Here is a 12,143-nt window from a genome sequence, read left to right as displayed (position 1 = left end):
GAGGGAAAGATATGTCAGGCTATCTAACTAAAATTAAAACGAAGATTCCTTACTCTGATAAAGAAGTAGATATAGACGTCAACGGTAAAACACTGATCTTAACGGGTGGTAATGGTTGTGGTAAGACACAGTTGCTGAAGTTAATTTATGAAAAGCTGAAACTTTCAGTTATCGACCGTCAAAATTACAATTTAGATGACGTTGAAAGGAACTTGAAATCTAGTCAAAGTCACCTTAGTCGCAACGGTCCTGCTCACCAACACTATAAGCACTACAAGCAACAAGTAGAGATGTATAGCAGACAGCTTGAAGAAACTAGGAATCCGCCATTAGAAATGAGTAACCTTGATGAGTTCGTTGTGAACTATCAAGAGCTGAAAGCTCTTTTAATTGAGTTTGAAGCGATGAGAAAATCTGAAATTGTTAAGCCGTCATCGGTTTCGAGCATAAGTAGCTTGAGAGATAAAGATAAACAGACAGTTCAACAAGTAAATAGGAAAGCAAGTACCTCATCATTATTTGAACAGTTCTTAGTCACGAATAAAGCGAATCAGGCTTTTTCCGAGTCAGAAAAAATCAACAACGACCCTGCAGAAGCTGCACGGATTGATAAGTGGTTTATTAAGTTAGAGGCCGATTTACGAAACCTTTTTGAAGATAGAGATCTTGAGTTAGTTTTTAAATCAGACTCGTTCTCTTTCGAGATCCATCAACCACACAAAGAACCGTACACTTTCCAAACATTATCTTCTGGTTTCTCGTCGATTATGGCTGTGTATGCTGATCTAATTACTAAGGTATCTCTACGCTCAATAGACCCCGAAGAGCTAACTGGGGTGGTATTAATTGATGAAATCGATGCTCACCTTCATGTTACATTGCAAAAGAAAATCTTATCATTTCTTACTCAGGCATTTCCGAGTGTTCAGTTCATCGTGTCGACTCATTCTCCGTTTGTTGTCTCATCGATTGATGATGCAGTGATTTATGATCTATCAAAACGAGAACAGGTCGAAGATCTATCAATGTACTCGTACGAATCCGTACTTGAAGGCTTATTCGGCGTACTTCCAATTTCTAGCTTACTTCAACAAAATATTGAAGCTCTAGCTAAGCTATTAGACAAGCCCACGATTGATGTCGAAGAGGTCCAGTCACTTTTAGATAAGTTACCACCGGATGAAGAGTCATTAGATTCTGAATCACTTTACTTTGTTAATTCAGCAAAGTTAGCGATCAACAAAGCAAAGAGGTAGTAGCATGTTCAATGCAGTTAGAAATGAACCAGCTCCTACTTCACTGGCTGGAAAAAGAAAATATGACTCAGAAGATGTTTTGAACTCCTTAAAAAAGGTGTTTCATAAGAAATGTTATATTTGTGAAACTAGTGCTCCATTAGAAATCAATGTCGAACACTTTGTACCACATGAGGGTGATGAGGGTTTAAAGTACGATTGGAATAATTTGTACTTATCTTGTGGTCGGTGTAATAACATTAAGCTTGCTAAGTATGGTGACCTTTTAGACTGTTGTGACCCTGATACCGATGTCGTTCGTGCGATAAAACATAAGCCACCATTAACTCCATTTGCTAGGAAGCTCCATATTGAAGCTCAAAGTGATGATGTTAAGGCTAAGTTAACAGAAGAGCTTTTAAACCGAGTCTTTAATAGTGAACACACGCCTAATAAAGCAGTTACGGCTTCATCCCTTAGACGCAAAGTGTTTGATCAATACAACTTATTGTTAACACAGTTGAACAATTACTATGATCCATTAGCTTTACCCGATGAAAAAGATAGAGCCGTTGAGCGAATCAAACTCCTCCTAAAACCTTCTTCTCCATACAGCGCATTTATAAGTTGGTGCATTATGGAAGATGAGGAGCTAGGGCCGATGCTGCATGATTGTATAGGTATAGGTTGATAGGATTCGATGTCAGTTTTTCACGCTCTCTCTAGTTCGTTACTTTCTTAGTGAGCACAGCCGCTAATTTAAGAGTGTACATAATTTTCTGCTAGCACATCTTTGTGATAACTGGAATTACGAGTGAAGATAAAGCGTTTATGATTTTACTAATTGGCTACATCCATCAAAGTTGTGACTGTTGTCTTCAGTCGCCGTTTTGAATTTCTAGCATCAATAGCTCTGTTTCAATGCCTCCAGTGCGTGTTGATACAATTCATTTATTAGTGTTAATCCAAGAGGTATTTTCTGCTAAAGTTAAACTAGTGAGTGAATTTTTAAGCGGTTATCAAATGACAGAAAACCAGTTAAAATTATCAAGTAAGCTAGACCTTATAAACGTAATTTCATGTGGAGAAATAGTCTCTCATTCAAATCCATTGGCTGAAATTAAGCTTGTAAGAAATGGGATTAAAGTGCAGGTAGTGTATGCCTTTGCCAGTGTTATTGATTGGGACATGGCAACAGTAGCAAAGGTGATAGGAACAACATCAACAACGTTATCACGAAATAAGGCTAAGTTGTTAAGTTCACAAATTAGTGAGCGTGCACTAGAAATTGCAAGATTAAGTATGGTGGGTATTGAATACTTCGGAAATATCGAAACTTGGAATGCATGGTTAAATACTGCTCACATTCAATTTAATGGCAGAGCACCGCGAACAGTCTTGAACTCAATTCGTGGGCGCGAGTTAATAAGAAACTTTGTTAAACAGCTTCAGTATGGGTTCACAGCATGATAACAGTTCAGCCTGACTAGCTTAGTTTTATCTAAATGTTTTTAGTAAATAGTAAATTCATTAATAGTTAATTTTCTATAACTGCTCACTGAGTAGAAAAATACCAAATTTTGAGAAGACACGAATATGCGAAAAACGCGTCATTGGTTGCTCTCATGATGGATCTAAAAAGCCGCTTAGCAGCGGCTTTGTAAGCATAAAATTTATCTAATTACTTGATATTGTGTTTAATCGCTTTAATTGCAGTGGCGCTGTCTTGGGCTTTTAGGGCTTCAAGAATTGCGCGGTGTTCGTTAACGCATTCAGAACTTGAGGTAATACGCTTATAATTTAAACGCATACGCATCACATACGGATACCAAATATTAACCAGCTCTTCACCACCGGCTTGGTAAATTAAATATTGATGGAAAGAAATATCGATTTTTGTGACTTCAGTGTAGTCCTCACGTTCAAATGCTTCTTGTAGCGAGTCTAAAATAGCTTCTAAATCTGCAAAGTGTTGCTCATTTAAATTACCGTTTAACTCGGTTACGGCATATTCTTCAATACTGCGGCGTAATTTGATCATTAACTTTTGCAGTTTAGGGTCGAGTACACTGTTTACTGATGCGCCACAGTTATTACGTGAAATCAATAAACCTTCTTTCGTCAATTGCAGTATGACATCACGAATCGGGCCACGAGATAGACCAAAACGTTCTGCTAATTCTTTTTCATTTAATTTAGTTTGTGGGGGCATCTCACCAGAAATAATATCTGAACGTAGCTGTTCAGCTATTTGATCTTTTACAGATAAAATTTTTGTTGGTCTAGCTGCGGCCATATTTTTTCCTACGATTATTTTATGCTTTGTTTTTCTTTATTTAGTGTATATAAAAAAAAGCGAATGGTCTATTGTCAACACGTTACAATAGACCAGAATTTAAGCTTATTTTTTAAATCGTCGCTCATACATTTCATTATTCACAGTTTTTGCTGCTTCGACCATTTCAGTATAAGGACGATCAGTGACTGTAATAAAACCAACATTATAGTTTTCTCCATCATAAGCACGTCCAGTAATCGGCGAGTCTATGTATTGGAACCAATGAGCGCCAATAAAGTATGGGTTATCAAAGACTGAGCGCATGTAGTCAGTGTACATTTTAGCACGGTCTTGTTGGTTTGAGGCATGAATAAGCCCTGGGTGAAATAAGCCAGAATCTAATGCACCAACATGGAATTCACCAATGATAGTGGGTTTATCAAATTCGCTTAAGAATTCCCATTTTTTCGGTTTAATGCCTTCTTTGTATGCATTAAAGCTTATCACATCAACATGCTTTGCTGATGCTCTAACGACTTCAATGGGCATTCCCCAATCAGGAAAACGAGCGCCTAAGTACAAGTGATTAGGTAAATATTTGTCCATTGCGGCATTAACTACGCTGAAATACTTATCGGCGTAAGCTGTAAGCATAATTGAAAAGTCAGCCAGTTGGTCGTTGTTTTTAACATCAACTTTGACGCCTTTATCAAACTCTTGCCATGAGGCTAAATTTAGGTCCCATACTTTGTTTAGTTCGTTTATGTCAGCATATTTTTCTTTCATCAAACGTGAGAACTCAGCTTTAGTTGGCACTGTTGCGGCATCCCTACCAAGAGTGTTGATCACAATGCCATAATGACTTTGTACTGAGTCAGGACGACCAAAGCTTTTTTCGTTATCAATAAACACGCCAACTGCCCAAGGGGAGTTATTAACCTCTTTTGCGACGTTTTCAACGGTAACATCTGCACGCTCTGCAAAATGTGGATCAAATACATCAGGCATTGCACCCCAGAAATCATTGCCACTCGAAACGGTTTTAAAATCACCGATGATCCATCCATTGGCAAAGTAGGGCACTTGTTGGTTGTTGTAGTAACTTGGATCTGTCCAGTTACCTAAAGAAGTAAAGCCCCAAGTGATCATACGTTTTAAGGTTACTTCTCGCCACTTTTGCATAAAGTCGCTATTATTCTGGCCGTACTTACGCTCTAGATTAGCGGAATAAAAGCTGTAGGTTTCGCCGTGCGCTAGTGGACCTGAGTGAGCGCTTTTTCGATAGCCATAGTGTTTACCCATTGGCTCATCATAACTTGGTAACCATTCAAATAAATCTTTACGCACTTCTGAAGCTACATACCGGCTAGGTAATGCTTCTTTATTAACTTGGTTCAGGCCTTTTGAATCTTCTGGTGTTAAACCTGATTCATTAGCACTTTTAAAAAGGGATTGGTTAAAATCATACCCAGTTAATGTGGTTGAATTCGCAAGTCGAATAATATCTAAACCCGTTGCTAAATAAAGGTAGCCATCTGGATCAACAAGCGACCATTTACCCTTGTATTTTGCTGTTCTAAAATAGCCTGTCCCTTCAAGTTTTGGACCTTGTGCCCAACCACCAAAACGTGAACGATTTGAAGGGCGTTTTGATAGTAGCGTTTGAGCTTCTTGTTTTTTATCTTCAATTAAATCAGCTTCAGAATCTACTTTGTAAGGAAAGTTTTGTTTTGCATTTTGACCAAACTTATCAACAATATGGGTTAAAAATTCAGTATTAAATTCAGGATTACTTCGTAAATCGATTGATTTTATTTGTAATGCTTTATCATGCAATGCGCTTTGTACACTTAAAGATATTTTTGTGATCCCTTTAAGATTTAGATTCTTTTTTCCCCACATAGAGATAAATTGAGTTTCATCAGATTCCCATGTTGCAGGGTTAGATCGTAAGCCGGATGTAAAGTTTAGCTCGACGTTTTCATCTCCGTCTGGGGTGGCTAAATCATGGCCATCAAGTTTAGCATAATAGGTTTTAAAGCCACCAATAGGTACATTTACTGTGCGGGTGTAATTAGCACCGTCAATATCTGAGATATCTAAGTAAATTTGTACAGAGTGTTGGCCAGGGTTTGCAAGTTCAAAGGCAATATTGAAATCTTGAAATTGGCTCCAATTCCATGGGGTATCTGGGGTTAGTGTGATACCTGAATAGAGGTTTTGCTCTGAATCAAATGCAACATTAATCACACCGGCATCTTTGGTGACTCTTGCGCCGTTGGTTTTTATTTGTACGGCGTTATTAGTTGTATGCTGTCCATCATCTAATAACTGCAGTAGAGTTTTGTAGGTGTTTGTTGCTTGAGCTGCCACGGGCTCTGACACGCTGCTTGTCTGTTGATTACAACCAGTAAGTGCAAGTATGAGTGCGGTTACAGCGATATTTTTTTTATGTTTCATTGTTGTCTAACCTTTTTTAACTATTTAACACACCATACACGAAAAAAACAAATTGAAAATTGTTAACAAAGTGCAATTTTAAGTTGGGCTGATTTTATTATTTACTTTTTTGATTTTTAAGGTTTTTATTTTTATGGAAAAATTTCATTTCAAATTAATTCCTTTAATTTTTTCAAAATATATGTTGCATAGGAGTTAATTATGAAATAACCTCGAATTGAATTTATGGTTAATTGTTGACAATTTAAAAGTCATTTTTGATTGTTAGCTTTCAATAGATAAACACGATGATAACAATAAAATTGGATAAAGATGTATGAATGGTAGCAACCGTAATGTTTTCTTTTTTGCCTTGGTAGTCGCCTTTGGCGGTTTTATTTTTGGCTTAGATGCTGCTTTGATCTCAGGAACGGTTCGTTTTGTCTCTGCTGAGTTTAATTTAACTGATATACAAATAGGTACTGTAGTAAGCGCTCCTGGTTTTGGCGTGTTATTCGCCTTATTGATAACTGGGTATATATGTAACGTACTTGGTCGTAAAAATACACTTATTGGCATTGCGTTCATTTATATTTTTTCAGCTATTTCTTCAGTATTAGCGCAAAGTTACGAAGCGTTAGTGATTGCACGTTTTATTGGTGGGTTGGCGTTTACGTCTTTATCAGTGGCTGCAATGTATATTGGCGAAGTAGCCCCAGCTAAGTATCGTGGCAAGCTGGTTTCTATGATCCAAATAAATATTGTTGTCGGTTTATCGGCAGCCTATTTCGCAAATTATTTACTCGTTGAGCTTTCGCAAAGTAGTTATCAATGGGTCAGCACTTATGCAATGCAAGATAATTTATGGCGTTGGATGCTGGGTGTTGAAGTTATTCCTGCTGTTATTTGGTTTTTATTGTTATTTACTATTCCGCAAAGCCCTCGATGGTTAGTAATGAAAGGCAACGAAATACGCGCAAAAGCGGTGTTAGTACGCTTAACCAAATGTAGTAAGCTGGCCGCTGAACAGCTGCAAACTATAAAGTCGAGTTTAACCGACTATTCAGATAGCGGTAGCTATCTAGCTTCATTCAAACAGTTACTTGATAGTCGTGTCCGTGCCGCTGTGATTATTGCGTTAACAATCGCATTGGTACAGCAAGTCACTGGGATTAACGCCATTATGTTTTATGCGCCAACCGTGTTTGAGCAGTTGGGTGTGGGAACAGATGCGGCATTTTTAAATGCGGTGTTAATTGGTTTGGTTAGTATTGTGTTTACAGTGGTGGCTATTGTTTTGATTGATAAGCTTGGCCGTCGACCTTTAGTGATTGGTGGTTTAGCAACGGCAACGTTGAGCTTATTTATGTGTTATATCGGCTTTAGTCAGGCAGAATACAGCTTATCAGCAGAGCATATTGCTGAATTTTCAAGCTTAAATACAGTGGCTGGGTTAGAGCAATTAATTGGTCAGGTATATCACAGTGATGTTGAGTTTAAACGTGCTTTGGCCACGGTGTTCTCTGCAACCCAATTACAAGGTTTTGAAAGTGATTTAATTCAACGTGCGGCAACAATTAATGCACCGCTTATTTCACTCGGTATTGCAGGTTTTATAGCCGCGTTTCATTTTTCAATCGGGCCTATAATGTGGGTTATTTTTTCTGAAATATTCCCAACCCGTATCCGTGGTGTTGCCATTCCAACGTTTGCCTTTATTGCCAGTGTTGTGAGCTACTTAGTTCAGCAGTTTTTCCCTTGGCAATTAAATAACTTTGGTGCGGCGAATATCTTTTTGTTTTATAGCATGAGTGGCGTGATTGGTTTTGTCTTACTTTATAAAATTATGCCTGAAACAAAAAATAAATCGATTGAAGAGATTGAAGAGCAATTAGCCGGTGTATCAGCTAAAAAAGTATTGGAGGGGGTGTGAGTACTTTATTAGCGATAGGCGAATGTATGGTGGAGCTGGTACCTCAAGGGATCAGTGAATGCAAGCAATCGTTTGCCGGAGATACGTATAACGCTTTAGTTTACGCCAAGCGTTTTGCAGAGCAGCTAAATTGTGAATTATTTACAGCGGTTGGTGAAGACGTATTAAGTGTCAACATGCTGAAAAAATGGCAACAAGAAGGCATTAGCGCTCAGCAAGTAATAAAAACGGCTACGCATAATGTAGGGATCTACGCAATTTCAACAGATCAACAAGGTGAGCGTAGTTTTGATTATTGGCGTAATCAATCTGCTGCTAAACATATGATGAAGCTGTTTGCTGCCAAGCCATTCGATTTAGGTTTAGGCGTTAATGATTGGGTGTTTTTTAGTGGTATCAGTTTAGCTATTCTTGATGACGAATCCAAACAAGCATTACTCGATTTATTAGCTAGTTTAAAACGACAAGGCTGCACCATTGCGTTTGACCCTAATTACCGTGCCCGTATGTGGCAATCAAAAGAGCATGCAATTGACTGGTTAGAGCGCGCATACCAAATCAGTGATCTCGTATTGCCTGGGCTTGATGACCATCATACTTTATTTGGCCACACTGATATTGACGAAATAGTCCTGTATTGCCAACAATTTGCTGTTAATGAAGTGGTAGTAAAAGCCGGTGTTAAAGGCATGCAGGTGTTTTGCCAAAATAGTTTAATTGCACAGTGCTCATTTAATCCTGCGCCGCAGCAAGTTGACAGCACCGCGGCAGGCGACTCTTTTGCGGGCACTTACTTAGCGGCCAGAATGACTAATCATAAACCACAAGCAGCTTTACACATGGCTGATAAAGTTGCATGCCAGGTAGTGCAATATCAGGGTGCCATTTTACCTTTTGACGTTTACCAAGCGCTCAAATTAAGCAGTGCAAAGTAAGGAATATACATGTCTGAAAATCAACAAAAATTAAGTTTAGCAAGCCGTAGAGCAATTGAACGAGGTTATGATCAAAAAGGCCCACAATGGTTAACAGAGTTTGATGTAACGCCATTAAAAGGTGACTTTGCATATGAAGAAGGGGTTATTCGCCGTGATCCGTCATCAGTTTTATACATCGATGGGCTGTACCATTGTTGGTATACAAAAGGTGAAGGCGAAACCGTAGGTTTCAATTCAAATGATCCTGAGGCAAAAGTATTTCCGTGGGATTTGACCGAAGTTTGGCATGCCACTTCAAAAGATAGCATAACGTGGCAAGAGCAAGGCGTGGCAATCGCCCGCGGCGAGGCTGGGAAGTACGATGATAGAGCGGTATTTACGCCAGAAGTTTTTTCTCATTTAGGAAAATACTATTTAGTTTATCAAACTGTTGAAACACCTTATACCAACCGCCAATATGAGCATATTGCCATTGCTCAGGCTGATTCTCCTTATGGTCCTTGGCACAAGTCAGCTGCACCAATCGTTAGCCCAAGCAAAGACGGTGTGTGGTCTGGAATTGAAGATAATCGTTTTGCTGTGAGTAAAAAAGGCAGTTTTGATAGTCATAAAGTACATGATCCGTGCTTAGTGTTTTTTCAAAATAAATTTTACCTGTATTACAAAGGTGAAACCCAAGGGGAGGGCATGAATTTTGGTGGCCGCGAAATAAAACATGGCGTTGCTATCGCTGATAATGTATTAGGGCCCTACGTTAAATCTGAATACAACCCTATCTCGAACAGTGGCCACGAAGTCGTTGTGTGGAATTTTAGAGGTGGTATTGCCAGTTTACTAACGACAGATGGTCCTGAAAAAAATACCATTCAATTTGCTAAAGACGGCATTAACTTTGAAATCATGGCACATATTAAAGGCGGTCCAGAGGCCATAGGTTTATATCGCCCAAATAAAGGCTTTGATGAAAATCCAGCGCCAGGTATTGGTTGGGGTTTATGTCACAAATATGATGCTAGCTGGAACTGGAATTATATTTGCCGTTTTACACCACGAAAACAAGTGCTTGATGCTGGCACGTTCCAAAATAGTAACTAAGGTTTGCTGTAATGAGTAATCAAAACAATGAATTTGATCCGACAGAACATCCACATCGCCGATTTAACCCTTTATTAGGGGAGTCAGTATTGGTCTCACCACATCGAGCTAAGCGTCCTTGGCAAGGCCAAGAAGAAGCTGTTGATCATGAAGTAAAGCCGGCCTATGACGAAAATTGCTTTTTATGTAAAGGAAACACGCGCATCAATGGTGAAGTAAACCCAGATTATGAGGGAACCTTTGTATTTACTAATGACTTTGCTGCACTACGTGAAGATGTGCCAAAGGCAAGCAAAAGTGATCCGTTATTTAGCATGCAAACAGAGCGCGGTACAGCACGGGTTATTTGTTTTTCGCCTGATCATTCAAAAACTCTGCCTGAGCTCTCGATCAGTGAAATCACCAATGTAGTGGATACTTGGCAGCAGCAATGTGCAGAGCTTTCGCAAACTTACCGGTGGGTTCAAGTGTTTGAGAATAAAGGCGCTGTAATGGGGTGTTCAAATCCGCACCCGCATGGACAAATTTGGGCGCAAGATCAACTCCCTAGTTTAGTTGAGCGTAAACACCATAATTTACAAAAGTATTATCAGCAACATGGCAGTAATTTATTACTGGATTACGCCAACCGCGAGTTTGCATTAGATGAACGTGTTGTATGTGCTAATGAAGACTGGCTAGTGGTTGTGCCATATTGGGCTGCATGGCCTTTTGAAACCCTATTATTACCGCGTTTTGCAATTACAAGAATGACTCAGTTAACAAGCGCTCAGCAGATCAGCCTTGCTGAGATGATCAAACAAATTACCGTTAAATACGATAATTTATTTCAATGTTCATTCGCCTATTCAATGGGGTGGCATGGTGCGCCATATGATGATCACGATGACTCATATTGGCAATTACATGGCCAGTTTTTCCCGCCGTTGTTGCGCTCTGCCACGGTGAAAAAATTTATGGTGGGCTATGAAATGATGGCTGAGGCACAGCGTGATATAACGCCAGAGCAAGCCGCTACCATTTTAAAACAGCAATCACTGACGCATTATAAAGAGGTGAAATAATGAACATTGAAAGCAATGCCCGCAACGCATTTTTATCTCATTACGGACGTGATGCTGACTTTGTTGTGAAGGCACCAGGTCGTGTAAATTTAATTGGTGAACACACCGATTATAACGATGGTTTTGTACTGCCTTGTGCCATTGAATACGCCACTTATATTGCCGTTGCCCCGCGTACTGATTCAACTGTAAATGTATTAGCCCTTGATTGTAATAATGAAGTTGACAGCTTTAGCGTAGGCCAAGAACTCGCTCATCATCAAACTCAAAGCTGGAGTAATTATGTGCGCGGCGTGGTTGATGAATTACAAAAACGCGGACATCAATTAACGGGCTGCGATATTTGTATTACCGGTAATGTTCCACAAGGAGCAGGGCTTAGCTCATCGGCCGCCTTAGAAGTTGGTGTTGCTTATGCCTTTAACCATTTATGTGATTTATTTATTGAACGTAAAGAAATAGCTAAAATTGGTCAAGCGGCAGAAAACAATTTTGTGGGTTGCAACTGCGGCATTATGGATCAATTAATTTCTGCGTGCGGTCAGCAAGGTCAAGCACTGGGGATTGATTGCCAGTCTTTAGATTTAATTGAAGTGAGCATTAGTGAAGGCATGACCATCATGATGATCAACTCAAATGTAAAACGTGGTTTAGTTGATAGCGAATATAACCTTCGTCGTGAGCAATGCTATGCTGGGGCAAAAGCTTTTGCAAAACCAAGTTTACGTCACGTGTCAATTGAAGATTATGAAGCAAATAAAGCGCAGCTCGATCCCCAAGTTGCAAAGCGCGTTGAGCACATAGTGTATGAAAACGCGCGAACACTTTCAGCAATGCAAGCCTTTACCAATAACGATATTGCGACGCTGAGTAAGTTGATGGCGCAAAGTCATCAGTCAATGCGTGACTTATTTGAGATCACTACAGTGGAAATAGACACGTTAGTTGAAATTATCGATAACGTACTTGGTGATAAAGGTGGTGTGCGTATGACCGGTGGCGGCTTTGGTGGTTGTGTTGTGGCATTTGTACCTAATGTTATGGTTGCAGAAGTCATAGCAGCTATTGAATCTCAATATCAGCAACAAACCGGTATTAAAGAAACAATCTATACCAGTTTACCTGCACCTGGTGTGTCTGTTATTCGTGCGTAAGGGGTTT

10 protein-coding genes are annotated in these 12,143 nt (G+C 39.4%); 8 read left to right on the top strand and 2 right to left on the bottom strand.

All coding sequences use genetic code 11. The features are described from left to right. The first annotated feature begins 11 nt into the window (after nt 1–11). The 3 genes from ISP07_RS04290 (at nt 12) to ISP07_RS20680 (ending at nt 2,705) form a co-directional block, all read left to right on the top strand. The gene (locus ISP07_RS04290) at nt 12–1,256 is read left to right on the top strand and encodes an AAA family ATPase (RefSeq protein WP_209326910.1); all 1,245 of its coding nucleotides are present in this window, start codon (nt 12–14) and stop codon (nt 1,254–1,256) included. A 4-nt stretch (nt 1,257–1,260) separates the two neighbouring features. Then, nucleotides 1,261–1,926 carry an HNH endonuclease gene (locus ISP07_RS04285; RefSeq protein ID WP_209326909.1) on the top strand — a complete coding sequence of 222 codons (666 nt, stop codon included), beginning with the start codon at nt 1,261–1,263 and terminating at the stop codon, nt 1,924–1,926. 239 nt (nt 1,927–2,165) lie between these two features. Continuing rightward, a complete protein-coding gene (locus tag ISP07_RS20680; protein ID WP_209326908.1) occupies nt 2,166–2,705 on the top strand; it encodes an antitoxin Xre/MbcA/ParS toxin-binding domain-containing protein in 540 nt (179 codons plus the stop codon). A 211-nt stretch (nt 2,706–2,916) separates the two neighbouring features. On the opposite strand, the gene ISP07_RS04275 is transcribed toward ISP07_RS20680, so the two are convergent. Together ISP07_RS04275 and ISP07_RS04270 are read right to left on the bottom strand one after the other, a co-directional pair. Next, a complete protein-coding gene (locus tag ISP07_RS04275) occupies nt 2,917–3,531 on the bottom strand; it encodes a GntR family transcriptional regulator (RefSeq protein WP_209326907.1) in 615 nt (204 codons plus the stop codon). 105 nt (nt 3,532–3,636) lie between these two features. Next, nucleotides 3,637–5,973 carry a beta-galactosidase gene (locus ISP07_RS04270; RefSeq protein ID WP_209326906.1) on the bottom strand — a complete coding sequence of 779 codons (2,337 nt, stop codon included), beginning with the start codon at nt 5,971–5,973 and terminating at the stop codon, nt 3,637–3,639. Between the two features lie 316 nt (nt 5,974–6,289). Here ISP07_RS04270 and ISP07_RS04265 point away from each other — a divergent pair, with 316 nt between their 5' ends. From ISP07_RS04265 to galK, 5 genes are read left to right on the top strand one after another with little or no spacing between them, the layout of a single operon-like run. After that, on the top strand, nt 6,290–7,885 hold the full coding sequence (locus tag ISP07_RS04265; protein ID WP_209326905.1) for an MFS transporter: 1,596 nt from the start codon (nt 6,290–6,292) through the stop codon (nt 7,883–7,885). Then, a complete protein-coding gene (locus tag ISP07_RS04260) occupies nt 7,882–8,820 on the top strand; it encodes a sugar kinase (RefSeq protein ID WP_209326904.1) in 939 nt (312 codons plus the stop codon). Before ISP07_RS04265 ends, ISP07_RS04260 begins: the two co-directional genes overlap by 4 nt. Before the next feature lie 9 nt (nt 8,821–8,829). Continuing rightward, the gene (locus ISP07_RS04255; protein WP_209326903.1) at nt 8,830–9,918 is read left to right on the top strand and encodes a glycoside hydrolase family 117 protein; all 1,089 of its coding nucleotides are present in this window, start codon (nt 8,830–8,832) and stop codon (nt 9,916–9,918) included. A gap of 11 nt (nt 9,919–9,929) precedes the next feature. Then, nucleotides 9,930–10,982 (top strand): UDP-glucose--hexose-1-phosphate uridylyltransferase, encoded by a 1,053-nt coding sequence (locus ISP07_RS04250; protein ID WP_209326902.1) that lies wholly within the window; start codon nt 9,930–9,932, stop codon nt 10,980–10,982. Then, on the top strand, nt 10,982–12,136 hold the full coding sequence (galK, locus tag ISP07_RS04245; protein WP_209326901.1) for a galactokinase: 1,155 nt from the start codon (nt 10,982–10,984) through the stop codon (nt 12,134–12,136). Before ISP07_RS04250 ends, galK begins: the two co-directional genes overlap by 1 nt. Nucleotides 12,137–12,143 lie beyond the last annotated feature (7 nt).

This window comes from Pseudoalteromonas sp. PA2MD11, from assembly GCF_017808125.1.
GTDB lineage: Bacteria > Pseudomonadota > Gammaproteobacteria > Enterobacterales > Alteromonadaceae > Pseudoalteromonas > Pseudoalteromonas simplex.
Note: the sequence above shows the minus strand (reverse complement) of the source record. Positions and strands in the feature narration are given on the sequence as shown.

What these genes read in the sequence shown, in the direction of transcription:
- ISP07_RS04250 (WP_209326902.1), top strand. Translation starts at nt 9,930, where the DNA reads ATGAGTAATCAAAACAATGAATTTGATCCGACAGAACATCCACATCGC.
- ISP07_RS04265 (WP_209326905.1), top strand. Translation starts at nt 6,290, where the DNA reads ATGAATGGTAGCAACCGTAATGTTTTCTTTTTTGCCTTGGTAGTCGCC.
- ISP07_RS04290 (WP_209326910.1), top strand. Translation starts at nt 12, where the DNA reads ATGTCAGGCTATCTAACTAAAATTAAAACGAAGATTCCTTACTCTGAT.
- ISP07_RS04275 (WP_209326907.1), bottom strand. Translation starts at nt 3,531, where the DNA reads ATGGCCGCAGCTAGACCAACAAAAATTTTATCTGTAAAAGATCAAATA.
- ISP07_RS04285 (WP_209326909.1), top strand. Translation starts at nt 1,261, where the DNA reads ATGTTCAATGCAGTTAGAAATGAACCAGCTCCTACTTCACTGGCTGGA.
- galK (WP_209326901.1), top strand. Translation starts at nt 10,982, where the DNA reads ATGAACATTGAAAGCAATGCCCGCAACGCATTTTTATCTCATTACGGA.
- ISP07_RS04270 (WP_209326906.1), bottom strand. Translation starts at nt 5,973, where the DNA reads ATGAAACATAAAAAAAATATCGCTGTAACCGCACTCATACTTGCACTT.
- ISP07_RS04255 (WP_209326903.1), top strand. Translation starts at nt 8,830, where the DNA reads ATGTCTGAAAATCAACAAAAATTAAGTTTAGCAAGCCGTAGAGCAATT.